Origin of the sequence: Streptomyces sp. NPDC058291 (assembly GCF_042880855.1) — a bacterium.
Lineage (GTDB): Bacteria > Actinomycetota > Actinomycetes > Streptomycetales > Streptomycetaceae > Streptomyces.
The window spans coordinates 60,087-78,640 of the sequence record NZ_JBHVYK010000020.1 but is presented as its reverse complement, the minus strand read 5'-3'; the positions used below and the strand labels follow the sequence as shown (position 1 = coordinate 78,640).

The 18,554-nt window shown below is 68.5% G+C and carries 15 protein-coding genes; 5 read left to right on the top strand and 10 right to left on the bottom strand.

Annotated features, from left to right (window positions below):
- Window positions 1–48: 48 nt before the first annotated feature.
- Entirely contained in the window at window positions 49–1,383 is a 1,335-nt protein-coding gene (locus ACFVYK_RS13250; RefSeq protein WP_389772505.1) for an SGNH/GDSL hydrolase family protein, read from the bottom strand.
- Between the two features lie 132 nt (window positions 1,384–1,515).
- Between ACFVYK_RS13250 and ACFVYK_RS13245 the strand changes: the two genes are divergently transcribed.
- Together ACFVYK_RS13245 and ACFVYK_RS13240 are read left to right on the top strand one after the other, a co-directional pair.
- A complete protein-coding gene (locus ACFVYK_RS13245; protein WP_389772502.1) occupies window positions 1,516–2,859 on the top strand; it encodes a DUF445 domain-containing protein in 1,344 nt (447 codons plus the stop codon).
- A 68-nt stretch (window positions 2,860–2,927) separates the two neighbouring features.
- The gene (locus ACFVYK_RS13240; RefSeq protein WP_389772499.1) at window positions 2,928–4,436 is read left to right on the top strand and encodes an MFS transporter; all 1,509 of its coding nucleotides are present in this window, start codon (window positions 2,928–2,930) and stop codon (window positions 4,434–4,436) included.
- 336 nt (window positions 4,437–4,772) lie between these two features.
- Here the strand turns inward: ACFVYK_RS13240 and ACFVYK_RS13235 are convergent, their stop codons facing one another.
- Window positions 4,773–5,222: a hypothetical protein gene (locus ACFVYK_RS13235; RefSeq protein ID WP_389772497.1), complete on the bottom strand. Its 450-nt coding sequence runs from the start codon at window positions 5,220–5,222 to the stop codon at window positions 4,773–4,775.
- 303 nt (window positions 5,223–5,525) lie between these two features.
- Here ACFVYK_RS13235 and ACFVYK_RS13230 point away from each other — a divergent pair, with 303 nt between their 5' ends.
- Window positions 5,526–6,608 (top strand): GlxA family transcriptional regulator, encoded by a 1,083-nt coding sequence (locus ACFVYK_RS13230; RefSeq protein WP_389772495.1) that lies wholly within the window; start codon window positions 5,526–5,528, stop codon window positions 6,606–6,608.
- A 379-nt stretch (window positions 6,609–6,987) separates the two neighbouring features.
- Here ACFVYK_RS13230 and ACFVYK_RS13225 read toward each other — a convergent pair whose 3' ends face one another.
- Window positions 6,988–7,290, bottom strand: coding sequence for a hypothetical protein (locus ACFVYK_RS13225; protein WP_389772493.1), 303 nt, complete (start codon window positions 7,288–7,290; stop codon window positions 6,988–6,990).
- 126 nt (window positions 7,291–7,416) lie between these two features.
- On the opposite strand from ACFVYK_RS13225, the gene ACFVYK_RS13220 reads away from it, so the two are divergent.
- Window positions 7,417–8,781, top strand: coding sequence for an alpha/beta fold hydrolase (locus ACFVYK_RS13220; RefSeq protein WP_389772491.1), 1,365 nt, complete (start codon window positions 7,417–7,419; stop codon window positions 8,779–8,781).
- Between the two features lie 218 nt (window positions 8,782–8,999).
- Here the strand turns inward: ACFVYK_RS13220 and ACFVYK_RS13215 are convergent, their stop codons facing one another.
- From ACFVYK_RS13215 to ACFVYK_RS13200, 4 genes are all read right to left on the bottom strand, one after another.
- A complete protein-coding gene (locus ACFVYK_RS13215) occupies window positions 9,000–10,142 on the bottom strand; it encodes a CU044_5270 family protein (RefSeq protein WP_389772488.1) in 1,143 nt (380 codons plus the stop codon).
- Window positions 10,139–10,786, bottom strand: coding sequence for an RNA polymerase sigma factor (locus tag ACFVYK_RS13210; RefSeq protein WP_389772585.1), 648 nt, complete (start codon window positions 10,784–10,786; stop codon window positions 10,139–10,141). The genes ACFVYK_RS13215 and ACFVYK_RS13210 overlap by 4 nt, the downstream gene beginning before the upstream one ends.
- Before the next feature lie 612 nt (window positions 10,787–11,398).
- Complete coding sequence (locus ACFVYK_RS13205) at window positions 11,399–11,602, bottom strand: DUF397 domain-containing protein (RefSeq protein ID WP_389772485.1); 204 nt, start codon at window positions 11,600–11,602, stop codon at window positions 11,399–11,401.
- Window positions 11,602–12,447, bottom strand: a complete 846-nt coding sequence (locus ACFVYK_RS13200) for a helix-turn-helix domain-containing protein (protein ID WP_389772483.1) — start codon at window positions 12,445–12,447, stop codon at window positions 11,602–11,604. Before ACFVYK_RS13200 ends, ACFVYK_RS13205 begins: the two co-directional genes overlap by 1 nt.
- 200 nt (window positions 12,448–12,647) lie before the next feature.
- Here ACFVYK_RS13200 and ACFVYK_RS13195 point away from each other — a divergent pair, with 200 nt between their 5' ends.
- Entirely contained in the window at window positions 12,648–13,310 is a 663-nt protein-coding gene (locus tag ACFVYK_RS13195) for an ATP-binding protein (protein WP_389772582.1), read from the top strand.
- A 12-nt stretch (window positions 13,311–13,322) separates the two neighbouring features.
- On the opposite strand, the gene ACFVYK_RS13190 is transcribed toward ACFVYK_RS13195, so the two are convergent.
- The 3 genes from ACFVYK_RS13190 to ACFVYK_RS13180 form a co-directional block, all read right to left on the bottom strand.
- A complete protein-coding gene (locus tag ACFVYK_RS13190; RefSeq protein ID WP_389772480.1) occupies window positions 13,323–16,466 on the bottom strand; it encodes a DUF3427 domain-containing protein in 3,144 nt (1,047 codons plus the stop codon).
- A 204-nt stretch (window positions 16,467–16,670) separates the two neighbouring features.
- Window positions 16,671–17,297 carry a HEPN domain-containing protein gene (locus ACFVYK_RS13185; RefSeq protein ID WP_389772477.1) on the bottom strand — a complete coding sequence of 209 codons (627 nt, stop codon included), beginning with the start codon at window positions 17,295–17,297 and terminating at the stop codon, window positions 16,671–16,673.
- Window positions 17,298–17,307: 10 nt separating this feature from the next.
- Window positions 17,308–18,498, bottom strand: coding sequence for a DUF262 domain-containing protein (locus ACFVYK_RS13180; protein WP_389772474.1), 1,191 nt, complete (start codon window positions 18,496–18,498; stop codon window positions 17,308–17,310).
- Between the last annotated feature and the right edge of the window lie 56 nt (window positions 18,499–18,554).

The following is an 18,554-nucleotide window of genomic DNA, read 5'->3' as shown; positions in this document are numbered from 1 at the left end:
CGGCGGGCTGAGGGTCCGGCGGCCGTGGGCCGGTGGCGCGGACGGCCGTTACAGCCGGGCGGGCGCGGAGCCGGACAGTTTCTCCAGGTCGAGGGTGCGCGCCATCCTGCGGTAGCCGCCGTCGCTGGGGTGCAGGTGGTCGCCGGAGTCGTACTCGGCGCGCAGGCCGCGCGGGTCGTACGGATCGCGCAGCGCCTGGTCGAAGTCGACGACCTCGTCGAAGAGTCCGCCCGTGCGGATCGCCCGGTTGACCTGCTGCCGCACGTTCTCGCGGGCGGCCCTGTAGCCGCGGTGGCCGCGGAACGGCGTGAGGGTGGCGCCGACGACCTCGACGCCGTGCGCGTGGGCGCGGTCGGCGAGGGTGCGCAGGCCGGCCACGATCGCCCGCGGGTCGGCGAGCGTCCGGTTGCGCAGGATGTCGTTGATGCCGAGGTCGATGACGACGGCCCGTACGTTCGGGCGGTCGAGGACGTCGCGGTCGAAGCGGTTCAGGCCGGAGGCGCCGCGTCGCGGGTCGTCGGCCAGGAGCTGGTTGCCGCTGATGCCGGCGTTGACGACGGCGTAGCGGGGTGCGGCGCCGTCGGCGGCGAGCGTGGTCCGCAGCCGGTCGGCGAGGGCGTCGGGCCAGCGGCGGTTGGCGCCGGACGTGGAGGTGACGCCGTCGGTGATGGAGTCGCCCAGGGCGACGACGGTCCCGTCGGCCTCGTTGCTGAGCACGTCCAGCGCGGTCAGGTAGCGCCAGTAGGGGGTCGTCTCGGTGAAGGCGGCGCCGCTGGTGTCCTCGGTGGACTCGCCGTCGGCGACGTAGCTGGTCTGCCGGGCGCGGGGGTGGTGGGTGACCGGCCCCGCGGAGGTGGGGGAGTAGGTGCTGACCAGGACGTCCGCGTCGTGCGGCACGGTGACGGCGACGGCGTCGCTGACGACCTGTGCGCCGGCCGGGACGACCACGGTGGCGGCGCCGCCGAAGGTGAGACGGCGCAGGGTGTCGGGGTCGGCGGCCGGGCCGTCCTCGTGCGCGGCGACGGCCAGCGTGGCGTGGGTGACGGTGAGGGGGCGGTCGCCGTAGACGTTGGACAGGGTGACGCGGGCGCCGGTCCCGCCCACGCCGGTGTGCACGACGTTGCGGACGGTGCGGCCCGCCATGCCGTCGGCGCCGGTGCCCGGTTCCGGGCCGGCCGGGGCCGCCGCCCAGGCGCCGACCCAGACGCCGGTGGACACCGGGTCGGCGTGGTGCGGGCCGGGACCCGCGGCGACGGTGTCCCCCGCACGGCGGTGACCGGGGCCGTGCTCAGCGGCCGCCGTGACGTAGATGGCGGCGGACAGGCCCACGACGAGGGCGACGATCGCCGACAGCAGGGCATAACCATGACGCTTGGCGGTCATGCGGGTGCGTGTCTCCTCATGCGCGGGGAGCCGGCGGCTCCGGATCAGTGCAGGAGTTCGCCCTCGATCTCCCCGCCCATCAGACGCCGGGAACTCTTGTTCCGTTCCAGGAGTCGGTCAGGAAGGGACAATGTGTGCGGGATCACCGAACGGGTGGAGCAGATGGAACGTACCGAAGAGGCAGCACCGGACGCGGACCCGTCCTACCGGGCCATGACCGCCTTCACCGCCGCGGACGAGGAGAAGCAGCGCGGGGTGCGGCAGATGAAGCTCACCGCGGCCGGTCTGCTGCTGTTCGTGGCCGTCGTGTACGTCCTCGCCGAGTGGGCCTCCCACCGGGGCGCCGGCGTCTGGGCCGGCTATGTGGCGGCGGCCGCCGAGGCGGGGATGGTCGGCGCGCTCGCCGACTGGTTCGCGGTCACGGCCCTCTTCCGTCACCCGCTCGGCCTGCCCATCCCGCACACGGCGATCATCCCGAACAAGAAGGACCAGCTGGGCGTCTCGCTGGGCGAGTTCGTCGGCGAGAACTTCCTCTCCGAGGACGTGGTGCGCCGGCGGCTGCGCGCGGTGGGCATCGGCACCCGGCTGGGCGCCTGGCTGGCGGATCCCGAACACGCCGACCGGGTGACGGCGGAGCTCGCGACGGCGTTGCGGGGCGCGCTGACGGTGCTGCGCGACTCGGACGTCCAGGCGGTGGTGGGGGAGGCGATCACACGGCGCGCCGACGCCCAGGAGATCGCGCCGGGCATGGGAAAGCTGCTGGAGCGGATCGTCGTGGACGGCGGCCACCGGCGCGCCGTCGACCTGGTGGTGGCGCGGGCGCACGACTGGCTGGTGCTGCACGCCGACTCGGTGATGGACGCCGTGCAGGGCGGCGCGCCCGGCTGGACCCCGCGGTTCGTCGACAAGAAGGTCGGCGAGCGGGTCTACAAGGAGCTGCTGCGCTTCTGCGCGGAGATGCGGGACATGCCCTCCCACCCGGCCCGGGGCGCCCTCGACCGGTTCCTGACCGACTTCGCCGCCGATCTGCAATCCGACACGGACACCCGCGCGCGGGTGGAGCGGCTCAAGGGCGAGGTGCTGGGCCGGGGTGAGGTCCAGGGCCTGATCGCGGCCGCCTGGACCGCCGTCCGCTCCATGATCGTCGCGGCGGCGGAGGACGAGCGCAGCGAGCTGCGGCTGCGCGTGCGGGCCTCGCTGCTGTCGCTGGGGGCCCGGATGGCGACCGAGCCCAAGGTGCAGGAGAAGGTCGACAGCTGGGTCGAGGGCGCCGCCGTGCACGTCGTCACCACGTACCGGAAGGAGATCACCTCGCTGATCACCGACACGGTGGCCGGCTGGGACGCGGAGCACACCACCCGCAAGATCGAGGCGAACATCGGCCGGGACCTGCAGTTCATCCGCATCAACGGCACGGTGGTGGGCTCGCTGGCCGGATTGCTGATCTACACCGTGGCGCGGGCTCTGGGGGCTTAAGGGCACTGGTCGCGGGAACAAGGACCGCGTTCCGCTCGACGTAGGAGCGTGTGCCGAGGAGGGAGCCCATGACCAGCGCCGAAGCCGCCGTGCCGGCCGAGAGAGACCGCACGATCACCACAGACATCCCCGCCCGCCTGGACCGGCTGCCCTGGTCGCGCTGGCACTGGACCATCGTGTTCGGACTGGGCACCGTTTGGATCCTGGACGGCCTGGAGGTCACGGTCGTCGGGAACATCGCCGCCCGGCTGTCGGAGCCGGGCAGCGGCCTGCCGATCACCTCCGGGCAGGTCACCGGCCTCGCGGCCGCGCTGTACGTGGCCGGCGCCTGTGTCGGCGCGCTCTTCTGGGGCCGGCTGACCGACAAGTGGGGCCGTAAGAAGCTGTTCATGATCACCCTCGCGGTGTACCTGGCGGCCACCGCCCTGACCGCCGTCTCCTTCGACACCTGGTGGTTCCTGCTCTTCCGCTTCCTCACCGGCTTCGGCATCGGCGGCGAGTACGCGGCCATCAACTCCGCGATCGACGAGCTGATCCCGGCGCAGTACCGGGGGCGCGTCGACCTCATCATCAACGGCAGCTTCTGGCTGGGCGCGGTCGCCGGGTCGCTGCTGTCGATCGTCGCGCTGAACACGGACATCTTCGCGGCCGACGTCGGCTGGCGGCTGACGTTCGCGCTGGGCGCGGTCCTCGCCCTGGTGATCCTCCTCGTGCGCCGGCACGTCCCCGAGAGCCCACGGTGGCTGCTGATCCACGGCCGCGACCGGGAGGCCGAGGAGATCGTCACCTCGATCGAGCGGCAGATCGAGGACGACAAGGGCGAGCGACTGCCGCGCGCCGAGGGCGAGCTCACCATCCACCAGCGCCGCAGCGTCTCCTTCGTCGAGATCGCCCGCACGGTGTTCTCCCAGTACCGGCGCCGCGCGATCCTCGGCTTCGCCCTCTTCATCGGCCAGGCGTTCCTCTACAACGCGATCACCTTCGGCTTCGGCGCGATCCTGACGAAGTTCTTCGACGTGCCGAGCGGCAACACGGGCTATTACTTCGCCGTCATCGCGATCGGCAACTTCTGCGGCCCGCTGCTGCTGGGCAAGCTGTTCGACACGGTCGGCCGCCGGATCATGATCTCCTCGACGTATCTGCTGTCGGGCGTGCTGCTGTTCGGCACGGCCTGGCTGTTCGACCAGGGCTCGCTCGACGCGACGACGATGACGGCCTGCTGGTGCGCGGTGCTGTTCTTCGCGTCGGCGGGCGCGTCGAGCGCCTATCTGACGGTGTCCGAGGTCTTCCCGATGGAGACCCGCGCGATGTCCATCGCCTTCTTCTACGCCCTCGGCACGGCCGCCGGCGGCATCAGCGGCCCCCTGCTGTTCGCCGACCTCACCGACACGGGCAAGGTCGGCGACACGGTCCTCGCCTTCTGCATCGGCGCGACGCTGATGTGCCTGGCGGGCCTGGTCGCGGCGTTCCTGGCGGTCAACGCCGAGCGACGCTCCCTGGAGGACATCGCCAAGCCCCTGACGGCGGCGGCGTCGAAGGCGAAGGACATGGCCGGCAGCCGAACGAAGCAGGCGTAGCCCACCGGCCCCTCGGACGGCCCGGCCCGGCCCGGCCCGGCCCGGCCCGAACGACCGAACTGGACCGGACCGAACTGGACCGGACCGAACTGGACCGGACCGGGCCAGACTGGACCGGAACAGAACAAGGGCGCCCCCAGAGCCTCAAGGCCTGGGGGCGCCAGTGCGAGACGGGCGGGACTGGCGGGACCAGCGGGATGGGCGGGACCAGCGGGACTGGCGGGACCAGCGGGATGGGCGGGACCGGCGGGATGGGCGGGATGGGCGAGGCCGACGGGATGGGCGAGGCCGGCGGGATGGGCGGACAGGGGGGAGCCAGCCCCGCCGGGCGGCCGTTCACGTGCCCGTCGTCGACCCCGGCCGGACGATCATCAGGATCGTCACCGTGGCCCACAGCAGGTTGAACACCCCGGTGAACATGGCCAGTCGGACCGTCGTCCCGGGCCCGCCCTGTCCTTCCACGAGCACCTCCTGGCGCGGCAGCACGAGGAGCAGCAGCACGCCGGCCGCCAGCACGGTCAGCACGATCGACGCGATCAGCCAGGGATCGCCCATGACCCCCATCGCTCCGGCGGTGGCGAACCCGAAGACGGGGACGGCGATGCCGACGGCCGCGTACACCTGGCAGATGCGGTGCAGCAGCCGCACGGTCCCGGTCGCTCCCGTGTCGTCGGGTGCGGCCAGCGCCTTGCGCGCGGCGGGCGGGAACATGCTGGCGGCGACGGTCACGGGCCCGACGGCGATGATCGCGGCGAGGACGTGGACGGCGAGGAGGAACTTGGTCACGGAGCGACGCTAAAGCGCGTGAAGATCGTGCAGAAGTGGCAGGAATGCCGGAGGGCGACGGATTCCCGCCAGGTGTGCCGGTGAGCCGCCCACCAGGCCGCCCACCAAGGGAGCCAGCCTGGCCGCCTGGGCGGAACAGCTCGGACGGCACCCGCCTCCCCGCCGCTCCCGCCGGTCGGCCCTGCTCCCGCCGGTCGGCCCTGCTCCCGCCGGTCGGCCCTGCTTCCGCCGGTCGCATCTGCTCCCGCCGGTCACCTCTCCCGCGCGTTTGGCGGAAACCCGTCGGCTGCCTAGGCTCCCGCCATGCACACCGTCGCCGTACTGGTCCTGGACGGGGTCGTCCCCTTCGATCTGTCCGCCCCCATCGACGCCTTCGGCTGGGCGCGGCTGCCCGACGGCCGCCCGGCGTACCGGGTTCGGGTCTGCTCGCCGTCCGCCTCCGGAGAGGTGAGCGCGGGGGCGTTCACCGTGCGCGCGCCGTACGGTGTCGAAGCGCTGGCCGAGGCGGACACGATCATCCTGCCGGGCGTCGCGAACCCGCCCGAGGAACTGCCGCCGGGCGTCGCGGAGGCGCTGCGCGACGCGGCGGCCGACGGCACCCGGATCGCCTCCGTCTGCGTCGGCGCGTTCCTGTTCGCCGCGACGGGCCTACTGGACGGGCTGCGCGCGACCACGCACTGGGTCGCGGCGCGGGAACTGGCCGAGCGTTACCCGAAGGTGGAGGTCGACCCGAACGTCCTCTACGTCGACCACGACCGCTTCCTCACCTCGGCGGGCGCGGCGGCGGCCCTGGACATGTGCCTGCACATGATCCGCAAGGACTACGGTTCGGCGGTCGCCGCGCAGGCGGCCCGGATGTCGGTCATGCCACTCGAACGGGAGGGCGGCCAGGCCCAGTTCATCGTCCACGATCTGTCGCCCGCCCCGTCCGGCGCGACCCTCGAACCCCTCCTGGTCTGGCTGGAGGACAACTGCGCCGACGATCTGACGCTGAACCGGATCGCCGAGCGGGCCGGCATGAGCGCCCGCACCCTCAACCGCCGGTTCCGCGAGCAGACCGGGACGACGCCGCTGCGCTGGCTGCACCGGGCGCGGGTGCGACGTGCGCAGCACCTGCTGGAGTCGACGGGCTACCCGGTGGAACGGATCGCCGCCCAGGCGGGTTTCGGCTCCCCGACGGCCTTCCGCGAGTGCTTCCGCAAGGTCGCCGGCACGAGCCCGCAGGGGTATCGACGGGCGTTCCGGTCGAGGACGGGGACGGGGCCAGGGGTGGGGACGGCGACAGGCGCCGGGGCGGGAGCGGAACCGCGGGAGAGAGCGGGGGCGGGGGCACGGACAGGGGGACGGCCCACCGGCGCATCGGAGAGGGACGCGATGCGATCATGATCGCCCTGGCACAGATCGGCCAGGACAGCCCGCCGCGCCACACGCGAGCCCACGCCCCGCCCCGCGGCCCGACCTCACGGCCCAGCCACGACCCGCCTACGGCCCGAGTCCACGAACCGCGCCTATGGCCCGGGCCCACGGATCAGACCACGACCCGCGCACGATGCCTATGACCCGCGCCCCCGACCTGCCACGATCCGCGCACGATGCCCATGACGCGAACCCGTGGCCCGATCCCGCGAGCCGGTCTCATGGCCCCACCACACGGCCCCACCCCACGGCACCAGCCCACGACCCGTGCGCCCGGCCCGGGTCGGCACAAGCGCCCGGAAGCCGCGGTGCCGACAGTGCTCTGGGCGCTTCCCCGGCGGCCGGCGGCTCAGCCGCGCCGGTCCGCCACCGCCCACGACGCGAGGGCGACCGCGCCCGCCACGCCGAACACCGACGGCCACGGACCGACCTTCTTCGACAGCGGATGCGACCCGGCGAAGGCCGCGACGTACGCGACGCTCAGCGCTCCCGCCGCCTTGCCGCCGGCCTGCTGCCGCCACCGCTGCGCGGCCGCGGCCCCCGCGACCGCCAGGACCACCCCGCCCAGCGGCCGCTGCCTGGTCCACCGGGCCACGCCGTACCCGCCGACCAGCCCGCCCGCCGCGATCACCGCACTGGGAACCTTCGCCATCGTCTGCCTCCTCGCCCTGATCATCCAGCTCATCGACGAGGCTAACCCGCCCCCCGGCCGCCGCCCGAACACCCCCGGCGACCGGCCGCCGACCGCCCGTCGTCCCGAGCGGGAAAGGACTCCGAGTTGCCCACCCTCGTCACACCCGACGGCACGACTCTCGCGTACTCCGACCACGAGCCCCCGGCCGGCCTCGCGCCCGCGACCCCCGTGCTGCTCCTGCACGGACTCGCGGGCCACCTCGGCGAATGGGACGACCTGACCGCGCGTCTGCTCGCCGACGGCCACCGCGTGGTGAGGCACGACGCCCGGGGGCACGGCGCGAGCACCCGCACACCGCCGGACATGACGAGAGCGGCGGCCGTCCGGGACGTCGTGGCGCTGATGGAGGCCCTCGCCCTGCCCCCGGCGGTACTCCTCGGTCAGTCCCTGGGCGGCCTGACGGCCCTGCTGACGGCGGCGGCCCACCCGTCCCGCGTCGCCGCCCTCGTCCTGGTGGAGGCCGGCCCGGCGGGCGGTGCCCCGGAGCTCCCGGGACAGATCGCCGGCTGGCTGGACAGCTGGCCGACGCCGTTCACGAGCTTCGACCAGGCCGTCGCCTTCCTCGGCCACGAGGCGTGGGCGCGAGGCCTTGACTGGCGGGAGGACGGCCGCGGACACGCCCGGATCGACCGCGACACGATGGTCGCGGCGGTGGCCGAACTCGCCACGGCGGACTACTGGGAGCAGTGGTCCCAGGTGACCTGCCCCACCCTGGTGATCCGGGGCGAGCAGGGGACGACGCCGCCGCAGGAGGCGACGGAGATGCGGTCCCGGGCCCACCGCGCGACCGGCATCCGGCTCACGGTCGTCCCGGACGCCGCCCATGACGTCCACCTGGACCGGCCGGAAGCCCTGTACGAGGCGGTGAAGGCCTTCCTCCCGAGCACCGGCCCGCAAGGCCCGCAAGCCGACGCCGAACCCCCGGAGCACGCGCGGTTCGCCGCGTACCTGGACGCCCTCGCCCGGGTCCCGGCCGCCGAGGAGGCCTCCCTCGTCCGCCGTGTCCTGGCCGACGAGGACCGCACGATGGCCCGTTCGGCGGTGGTCCGGCACCTGGACCGAAGGGCCGCGGCGATCCCCCGCGCCACCGTCGCGGACGACGCGAGCTGGCAGTCCTGGGCGCAGGCCATGGCGGAGGCCGTGCGGGAGGACGCCTTCCTGACGACCCGCCTCGCGGAATGGACCTTGCTCCGCGCCCTCAGCGCCCCCTCCCGCCCGCCGAGCCCGCCCGCCCCGACGCATCCCGCGCCCCGGACAGTCCTGCCGGCCACCCCCCTGCCGGTCCCCTCCCAGGCGGCGGCCATGGCCACCGCCCTCACCGCCGCCTCGGACTGGCTCCAGCGCCGACTCGTCGAAGCCCCCGACACCTCCCCGCACGTCCTCGCCTTCCTGGCCGAGCACGGCCGCACGAAGAAGGTCCGCACGGCCGCGGCGAGACGGGCGCCCTAGAGGCCTGTCGTGTGGATCAGTCCGCAGACGCGGGGCCCGGCACGCGCATCTGCGGCGTTGTCGTCGGCGCCGACTCCCCCGCTCTCGGCTTCGCTCGAGCGGGAGGGGCCCCCACCGCGTCGACTCCCTCCTCCGCCTCGCAGCTGCACGCACCAAGCCCCGCTCACGGCGGTGACCAGGACCGTCGGACTCCTTCAGCCCGATCCGAACGACAGGCCCTAGCCCCGCCCGGCGCGGCGGTGCGGGCCGGGCTCCAGGCCTCGCTTGTCGACGACGGCGCGTTCCAACACGGCCGTGGTGTCGAAGACCGTCCCCGCCTTGGCCTGTTCGGTGTCCCGACTGAAGACGGTGCGCTGCCCGAGGTAGTCCAGGCTGCGGGCGTCGAAGATCCACTCGGTGCGGGTGCCGTGCGCGACGTCCTCACGGGCGATGGCGATGCCGTGCCGTCCGACGGCGTCCACCGCGTCGCGCACCTCGGTCACGCCGGGGATGCGGGCGGTGGCCTTGTAGACGGCGGCGGCCGTGGCGGACGGCATGATCTGCTCCTCGACGAGATCGCCGATCCGGTCGAAGACCGCCTGGTCGCGGTCGTCGCCCTTCACGACGGGGGTCTCGGCGTAGAGCCTCTCGAGCAGGCGTCCCGGCTCGGTGGGCAGCGAGGCCAGCCAGGCGTAGGTGGGCCGCCGGACGCCGGCCGGCACCGCGGAGTCCCTCGGGTTCGTGCCGTCCGGCACCCCGACCTCGATCGGCCAGTCCTGCCCGTCCTCACGGATCAGCCCGACGTCGGTCACGGGCCCCTGCTGCTGCGAGAACCACACCTTCCGCTCGTGCAACGGCCCGAGCTTCACGGGCTTCCCCCACTCACCCACGTTCGAGGCCACCCGGCTGCGGACGTAGACGAACTGGTCCTCCGTGACCGACTGCACGGCGGTGTCCATGGCGACGGCGGCGATCCGGTCGAGCGTGACGACGGCGCCGCGACTGCCCGCGGTGGGCGTGCCGTGAGGGGCCGCCTGGGCGGCAGTGCCCCCGCCGTGCCGTCCCGCGCCCAGCCCGACGGTGAGACCTGCGGCCAGCGCGACGGCGACGGCTCCGGCGACGAGGACGGGTCGGGTCGGCTGGAGGGCCCGACGGGGCCGTTGGGCCCTCGGCAGCGGGCGGGCGCCCTCCGTCTCGTCACGGCGATCGCGATCGATGAGCTGCATCAGAACGTCCTTGTGATGGGAACGACGCCCGGGAGGCAGCACCTGCTCGACGGGACCGGCCGGCAACAACCGTGCCAGTTCCCCCAGTTCGTCGAGTTCCGAGCGCTCACCCTGCTGGTGCGCCGACCGCGGGGACCCGGCCGGAGTGGCGTTCATCGGGCTTCCTCCTGAAGGGGCAGGACCGCGAACGCGGTCTCACTCTCTACCTCTCCGCGACGGGCACGCGGTTCCATAAATCCTGTACGCGAGTTATGCGACGTACGTCTTTGACGTTCTTCCCCCTCGACCAGCCCCCGCAGCCGCGCACGGGCCCGGGACAGCCGGGACCGGACGGTCCCCACCGGCACCCCGAGCGCCTCGGCGGCCTGGACGTAGTCCAGCCCACCCCACACGCACAGGGCGATGACCTCCCGTTCGTGCCGCCTGAGCCGTCCGAGCACCCGCCGCACCTCGGCGAGCCGACGGGAGTCGTCCAGCCGTCCGACGGTGTCCTCGGCGAAGTCGGCGACCACGTCCTCCTCGGACCGCCGGGCGAGAAAGACCAGCCGCCGCCGCAGACTCCGGTCCGCGTTGCGCGCCTTGTTGGTGGCGATCCCGAACAGCCAGGGCCGCAACGACCCGCCCTCGGCGGCCACGTCAGCCCGCCCCCGCCAGGCGGCCAGGAACGTCTCCGACAGGACCTCCTCGGCGACCGACCAGTCACCGGTGAGCCGCAGGGCATGGTTGTAGACGGCGGTCGCGTACAACTCGTACAGCTCCCCGAACGCAGCCCGCTCCCCACCCCGAACCCGCCCCCGCAACAGGTCCCCACCGTCGCCCCCACCCACCTCTTCACTCTCTCCGTTGGACCTCACACACCTACCTCTCCGAACGGGGGAGACAGTTCCGGTGGCGTGGGTCACAGTCGTCTGACCTCGCCTGCACTGTCCACGCACCACGGCCACCGCTGGGTCGAAGAGCTCAGTGTTGCGTCAGGGTCATCCGGCCCGTCATGAGAGCTTCGCAGCCGGGCACCGAGGGCTCCTCTGGCGGTCTGGCAGCCCGTGCTCACGCGGTGGAACGTACCCGGTCTGCAAACTCTCCGGCACGTACGGCGTGGTGCCAGGCGGTGCCGCGAGCCTGACAGGCGGCGAGGACTTCGGCCGGTCCTAGGTGACGTACGCGCCGACGGTGGTGGCCTCGTCGTCGAAGGCGAAACGGGCGAGGATCTTCGAGTCGAAGAGCCAGAAGTCGAACGCGGCAGCCGCAGTTCGTGCGCCGGACCACGAGCCAGGGTGCGGATGCCCTCCCCAACGGCGACGTTGCCGGGTGCCCTCACAAGAAGGAACTCTTGCCCTTGGGTTAGAGGTTCGTCGACCGGGGCCCGCGCTCGAACCTCGTTGATCACGTTGCTCGCTGCCCTATTAGTCCCCTCAGCCGCCTTCCAGCGCTCCCCGCCGCAACGCCGCTATGAAGGAATCCCACGTGTGATGTCGGACAGCTACCACCGGCCCGTGCTGGCACTTGGAGTCGCGCACTAGGAAGCTGGCCTCGCCTCGCGCGCACTCCACGCACTCAGTTCCACTGCCTCCGCTGTGGGAGGACTTGAACCATTCGTGCGGGGAGGGCGAAGTCATCAGGACTCCTTGCTTATGCGGTCAATGATCTGTGCTGAAGACTCCAGGTCGAGCGCCTGCGCACTGAGGTACTCGAACGCCGACCTATAGCGCTCCAGTTCTTGCGGCTTCTCCATGAACAGCCCACCTCCGATCAGGTCCACGTAGACCACGTCCAACTCTCTGGACGGGCCTCGGAGGACGGCGAAGCTGCCTACGGCTGCCGCGTGAGCCCCCTTGGAGAACGGCAGTACCTGGACGGTCACGTGGGGGCGTTGGGATGCTGCAAGTAGGTGGTGGAGCTGCTCCCGCATGACGTCGTTGCCGCCCACCAGGCGTCGTACCGCTGCCTCATCAATCACGCACCAGAGATGAGGCGGCTCCTCTCGGTCGAGCAGTTCCTGCCGCTTCATGCGGATGTCGACCATGTGCTGGACCTCCTGCTCAGAGCACTGCACCTCGGAGGCCCGATGTACGGCTTCGGCGTAGGCGCGCGTTTGGAGAAGGCCAGGGATGTACATGCAGGCGTAGTGGTCCTCGCGGATGACCTCGTCCTCGAGTGTCAGCATGAGATTCATGGAATCCGGGATGGAGTCGGCCAGTGAGCGCCACCAACCCTGAATCTTGGCCCCCTTGGCGAGTTCGACCAAGGCCAGCCGTTCTTCATCAGACGCCTCGTACTCGCGGCACAGGGCATCGACCGCTGGCCATTTGACGGCACCCTCCTTGGTCTCGTAACGGCTCAGAGTCGCCTTGGAGATCCCCACGCGTGCGCCCGCCTCTTCCAGAGGGAGTCCCTTTGCCTCGCGCAGACGACGTAGGGCGGCACCGAGTTGGCGTCTGCGGGTGGTGGGTCCAATTGCCATGTCCAAGGCCCTTCGTGTGGATCGGATAGATCGTGCTCGTTGTCGGAGCGCCGGGACAAGACGGCGTGCGCGGGGGCGCGTTCCCCGGTCCGCACTCCTGCCCGTGCAAGATGAGAGTTCCATTTTGAGAGTTTCAATGCAACTCTCAGTATGTGGCCGATTGCATGGAGCAACAGGAGTTCCGTCGGAAGGGTCTCGTCATGGTGGACAACGACCAGCGCACACTCAGGAAGCCGTGGAACCTTGCCTTCGTAGCGAAACCGGAGGAGGCGACGGCGCTTCGGCGGCTGATGCGCCTCCACCTGGGGCTGTGGGGACTTCCTGAAGTGATCGAGGCCGCTCAACTTTGCGTGACCGAACTGCTTTCCAACGTCATCACGCACGTGGGCCCGGGGACGCCTACCACTCTCTCGGTCTCCATGAACGGTGGTCATGTTCGGATCGAGATCCAGGATCCGGACACACGAGCTCTCCCCACCCTGCTCCAGACGGGAGCTGAATCCGAAGGCGGTCGTGGAATGGCCCTCATCGACGCCATGGCCGTTCGCTGGGGTGTTGAACCCCGCGCCGATAGAAAAGTCACCTGGTGCGAGTTGGCCGCGGAACCGGGCCTGTCGCCCTCGCCGCACGACGATCCGCACATGAGGAGGGCCGAAGGGCTATTGGACGCCTACAGGGGAGAGGGGACACCGGACGTCATGCTCGTCGGCTCCCGCCGGTTGAGCTTGGCCCGAGCAGAGGAAGCAGCGATCGGCATCATCGCCGACCTCCTCCACTGGCTTCACACGCACGGCCGGGACGCGGACGACTTCCTCGACCGGGTGCAGACGCACTTCGAGGCAGAGATCGGAAGCTCTGCCTGAACTGCGAGCAGGTCAGCTCGTGATGGATGCGTAGGAGCTCACATCGGCAGGAAGCTCGTGCTGCAGATCCCACGTGATCGCCATGGGCTTGCTGCCGGTGTGGCCGGCGTAGGTGGCTGGCCCAAGAAGCATCCACGGCTCGGCCTTGCCGATGCTGTTGTTCTTGTAGCGGCGGAGGAAGAGCAGGACGTGACTGCCCCGCTCGGCGTGATGCCGGTACCGCAGGCCGGTCGCGGAGTCCGCCGGAGTGGTGCTCTGAGACTCCCAATGGAAGCGGGTCGGGCTGAGGGCGTAGTCCTTATAGCGGACCGTCGGAGAGAAGTCCCGTTCGCTCTTCTCCAGGGTGATCAGAAGGGCGTCGGTGTTGAATTCCTCCACCCACCGCACTCCTTGTCCAAAGGCCCGCGGCATCTGGCCGCCAAGTTTGGCGACCCCCAGCGCCGAGAGGATCTCGGAGCGGTTGTAGGAGCTGTGAATCTTCAGCGGGATGGAAGCCAGCGAACCCTCCAGCGGGAGGGGGAAATGATCAGCCTCTTCCAGGGCGTACGACAGGACCTGCTCCAGCTCGTCACGTAGCGACGACTGGCCCCGTAGCGACTCGAGCCCTTGGCGGTAGCTGGAGAAGCCGCCTGCGTTGTCCCACAGGTTGAAGAAGAGCATGCGGGCGTATGCCTGGTCCTGCTCGGACAACGAGTCGTAATCGGGGGCGTTATCGGCGACGAGACGCAGGTACGCGTGGATCCGGTCCGGGTCGTCGACGTGCAGGAAGGCGTGAACACGCCTGAGAAGCTCAGCTTCGCCCAGTGGCTCTTGCTCGCGGATGAACCCCGCCCTACGCAAGACCTTGGTCCAGGAGTTGTCGCTCTTGTAGAGCTCCTGGATATCGCGACGGCTCTCGCGAAGGTAGTCAGCCAGCCGCGGGGTGCTGTAGTCCCTCACTTCCTTGGCCAGCGTGGTGATGGTGGCCTTGAGCTGGGTACGAATGTTGTCGAGGACGAGGTCCTTGGACTTGCCCTCCAGGATGATCTGACAGCCCGACGGCAACTGTGGGAAGTCCTGCTTGATGTTGTCGACCAGACGGTTGCGCGAGAAGTTGGTCAGAGCCCGGAACTGCTCTTCGAAGCGGAACTCGGCGCGGTGCTGACCGATGAAGTCGAGGACCGTGAGGACCGGCTTGTTCGGCGTACGACGCAGTCCGCGTCCGAGCTGCTGGAGGAAGACTGTCGCGCTATTGGTGGGACGCAGAAGCAGAAGGGTGTCGACGTCGGGAATGTCCAGGCCCTCGTTGAACAGGTCGACGGAGAAGATCACCTGGATGCGACCTGCTTTGAGTTCGTCGAGTGTCCCTTGGCGCACCTCAGGTTTGGAGTCACTGTCGAGCGCCGCTGCCTGGAAACCCGCACGGCGGAAGCACTCCGCCATGAAGTGAGCATGGTCCTTGGTCACACAGAATCCCAGCGCACGCATCGCCGCAGGGGCCGAGGTCTTGTCCTCGACCTGCTTGATGACGATGCGGGCCCGAGCCTCGTCACCTGTGTAGAGGCGGCCGAGCTGATTCCGGTCATAGACGCCTGAACGCCAGTCGAGACGGGTCAGGTTCGTACCGTCTGGCAGCCCGAAGTAGTGGAAGGGGCAGAGCAGGTCGTTTTCCAATGCCTCCCAGAGCCGTAGCTCGGCGGCAATCCGTCCGTTGAAAAACTCATCCTGCACATTGCGCCCGTCCATCCGCTCCGGGGTTGCCGTGAGGCCCAGAAGCTCGGCCGGCCTGAAGTGCTCGATGACCCGCCGGTATGTCTCGGCCGTGGCGTGGTGGAACTCGTCGATGACGATGACGTCGAACCGCTCGGGGTCGAGTTCCTCCAGGCGCTGGAGGTTGAGGGACTGGACGCTGGCGAAGACGTGCGTCCAGTCGCGCGGCTCCTTGCCGCTGTGCAGAAGCTCGCCGAAGGAGGCGTTGTCGAGCACCTCTCGGTAGGTGCGCAGAGACTGTTGCAGGATTTCCTTGCGGTGGGCGACGAAGAGCAGGCGGGGAAGTTTTCCGCCGCGTGCGTCTCGCATATTGCGGTAGTCAAGTGCGGCCATGACGGTCTTGCCCGTCCCCGTCGCCGCGACGAGCAGATTCCGATTGCGGCCTCGGACGTCGCGCCCAACGCGAAGACGCTCCAACATGTCCTTCTGATGCGGGAGCGGATGCACTTCGAGACCGGAGAGACTGATTTTTATTTCCCCAGCGGGTCCGGTGCCGCCCGCCTGGGCGAGTGCCCGAGTTAGCCGTTCGCCATCGCGATCGGGGTCGTATGCCTCGAAGGCCGTGTCTGCCCAGTACGCATCGAATGTCGCCTCGAACTTGTCGAGGACCCTTGGGGTGGCGACGGAGGACAGACGTACGTTCCACTCCAAACCGTCGAGCAGCGCTGCCTTCGACAGATTGGAGCTGCCCACGTATGCCGTGTCGAAGCCCGTGTTGCGTCGGAACAGCCAAGCCTTCGCGTGCAAGCGCGTCGACCTGATCTCGTAGTTGACCTTCACCTCAGCGCCGAAGTCCCGCACCAGCCGGTCCAGTGCGCGGCGGTCGGTAGCGCCCATGTAGGTGGTCGTGATGACCCGGATGGGGACGCCACGTGCATGGGCCGCGCGGAGCGAGTCCTCAAGGACCCTTATCCCGTACCACTTCACGAACGCGCAGAGCAGGTCGATGTGGTCAGCGGTGGCGAGCTCTGCCCGCAGTTCTGCTCCCAGGCTGGGGTCGTCCGGTGCGTTGGTGATCAATGCGGTCTCAGACAGGGGAGTAAGGGGTCTGATGGCGTAGACACCAAGCGCCTCCTGCTCGGCCAGGGCAAGGAGTTGGCGAGGACCGTCCGCAATGGTGCTCATCACCTCGTCCGCGTCCGGATCTGGCACGCTGTTGACCAGGGACCGCATGATTTGGTTCGCCGCCGCGACCTGCCTTTCATGGGGGAGCTGACTCAACCGTCGCCCCACGGCTTCGCCGATGTAGCGCGCCAGTACATGCGGCGACGACTCAGAGCTGACCTCTGCGTGAATCGGCTTCCAACCGGCCCTGTTGAGCTGGTCGATCCGGGCCTGCATACCTACGGTGATGAGCTCCTCATACACACCCGCGACAGGTTGTGACAGATTCCCTGGCTGAACCACGCTTGGCCCCCCTTGATCGCTCGTTTGCCATGACCAGTTCTAACAGGGGCCACTGACGTCGGGAGGGCGAACGTTGGCGCGAGCGTGATGGAGAACCTAGCCGTCGTGCTGTGCGTGCTGTGACCGCACCCCACAGCTCCACCAACCTGAATCGGCGGAGCATCACGCGCCCGTCTTCGTGAAGCGGTCGAACAAGCAGACCGATCATGTCGCCGGTGTAGCGATCGGCATGGATCCGTTGAGAAAGTCGACGAGTTCATCGATGTTGTCTACGACATCATTCACCCACCTAACGGCTTGGTCGGCATAGACGGTCTCATTAGTCGATTGAGATGACGTGTGGGCCATTTTTCCGCGCTTTGCCCCAAGCGTATTTAAGGACCTGAACAACCGCACACAGTTATCTGAAAGCTGGTCCCCATTCAGTCCGAGGGGCTTGGCTAGAGCGGCTATGTTTGCAGCTTTTAGTCCATTGTTGATCTTCACCACCTTCGAACGGTAGAGGCTTATCGCCGTTTGGCAAATTTGCACCGTTGGATATTTCCCTGCGCCCTGCCCGATGAGGTCGGGAGAAAAGTGCAAGGAAAGTCGGACGAAACAGTGTGGCGTTGAATCATCGGTTATCTCGGCAGTCCGCGCGTCAACGTAGGAAATGAAAAGCTCCTCGATGAACTCCTCAATGTGCGCGTGCGCGAGGATCACGAACGATGTAATAAGAAGTTGCTGGCGTCGGGTGAGATCCTCTGGCGGGGCGACGGCGAGGGCGTCTGCGTCGAGAAGGGCATCCTTCAGTTCCTCTATGTCACTCTTCAGATCTGATACGAGATTCATGGCTCCCCGCTCAGTCATCCAGGCATGCGGGACGCCGGGGAGTAACTCCAAGGATTTCTTCGAGGGTCGCATTCCAAATATCGAATCGATTCCTGGTTGCGTCTATGCTCTTCGTTGTGCTGGTGATGGCAGCAACAAACCTGTCGTTCTCAACACAAAGCCGCTTGAAAGCCGTGTTAACTTCGCTGGCCCGACCCAGGGCGATGTCTCGTACGCGAGCGTCGGTGAATGCGTTGATCTGAACGTCGAAAACCGCGCGATTGAGACTTCGTTCCCATCGAACGCCAGACCACTTGTGACAAGCCCCTTCGTCCGAGAAGATCTGCCGTGCAACGTCGATCGCTCGCTCGAGGTCAGAGAGTTGCCCGATGATGTCGCGCTGAGCTGAGGACCAGAATTTGTTGAAGTGGACGCACGTTTTGTCCAGGAAATCCTTAAGGTTTCCGCGGTACTTAACCGGAGAATTCTGGAAACCGAAATAGCGGACCAGCATTTCGGCATCAATCATTCGACGGTCCGGCCCCTTGTTGCCAAGTAGGTGCTGTAGACCTGGACTAACGCCCGACTGTTCATCCACAAAGTTTACAAATTCTCCCGGAACCAGCGCTTGGCGGAGTTCCTGGGGTGACAGGGGTACGCTTCCCGTGTTCAAGCGCAGAAATAGCGTGTAAAGGAAGTCTTCCGACTCCCAGCCCTTGATCGATACAGTCCTGATCGTGTGGTTCTCGAATGCATCAAACAGATCAACGCGTTGGTTCTCGAGCTTTTTGATGTCGTATCCGCGCACGCTTTCCAGGATTGACGTGCCGGTAATTTTGAAGGGCTCGAAGTCGGCGTCCTTGTCCAGTCCTTCGCCGGCATAGAACTGACGCAGCGCCAGGAGTCGTTGCTTTCCATCGATTACGAAATAGTGTCCAGGGCGTTCGGGCTTTTCTGCGAGGACAATCTGTGGAATTGGGTAGGAGAGGATGGCGGACTCAATGAAACGACTCTTGGTGGGGTTGGTCCAAGCGGCGCGACGTTGGAATTTGGGGTTAAGGTCAATTCGCCCCTTCCGCATCTGCGTGACGATCGTTTCGATCGTCCAATCGGTGGCCGAGATGCTTGCCCGGGCGGCAGTAAGGCGGTCTATGACGTCTTCTTCGCTCTCCCCAGAATCGACATCGACAGGCAGCATTCCTTCAGGACTCTGGTCTGACATGAGGGTTCTCCACTGATATAGGGCTGACTTAATGGCATGACAGAGAGGTGAGGGTG

What these genes read in the sequence shown, in the direction of transcription:
- ACFVYK_RS13250 (WP_389772505.1), bottom strand. Translation starts at nt 1,383, where the DNA reads ATGACCGCCAAGCGTCATGGTTATGCCCTGCTGTCGGCGATCGTCGCC.
- ACFVYK_RS13240 (WP_389772499.1), top strand. Translation starts at nt 2,928, where the DNA reads ATGACCAGCGCCGAAGCCGCCGTGCCGGCCGAGAGAGACCGCACGATC.
- ACFVYK_RS13230 (WP_389772495.1), top strand. Translation starts at nt 5,526, where the DNA reads ATGCACACCGTCGCCGTACTGGTCCTGGACGGGGTCGTCCCCTTCGAT.
- ACFVYK_RS13225 (WP_389772493.1), bottom strand. Translation starts at nt 7,290, where the DNA reads ATGGCGAAGGTTCCCAGTGCGGTGATCGCGGCGGGCGGGCTGGTCGGC.
- ACFVYK_RS13215 (WP_389772488.1), bottom strand. Translation starts at nt 10,142, where the DNA reads ATGAACGCCACTCCGGCCGGGTCCCCGCGGTCGGCGCACCAGCAGGGT.
- ACFVYK_RS13205 (WP_389772485.1), bottom strand. Translation starts at nt 11,602, where the DNA reads ATGACTTCGCCCTCCCCGCACGAATGGTTCAAGTCCTCCCACAGCGGA.
- ACFVYK_RS13200 (WP_389772483.1), bottom strand. Translation starts at nt 12,447, where the DNA reads ATGGCAATTGGACCCACCACCCGCAGACGCCAACTCGGTGCCGCCCTA.
- ACFVYK_RS13195 (WP_389772582.1), top strand. Translation starts at nt 12,648, where the DNA reads ATGGTGGACAACGACCAGCGCACACTCAGGAAGCCGTGGAACCTTGCC.
- ACFVYK_RS13185 (WP_389772477.1), bottom strand. Translation starts at nt 17,297, where the DNA reads ATGAATCTCGTATCAGATCTGAAGAGTGACATAGAGGAACTGAAGGAT.
- ACFVYK_RS13180 (WP_389772474.1), bottom strand. Translation starts at nt 18,498, where the DNA reads ATGTCAGACCAGAGTCCTGAAGGAATGCTGCCTGTCGATGTCGATTCT.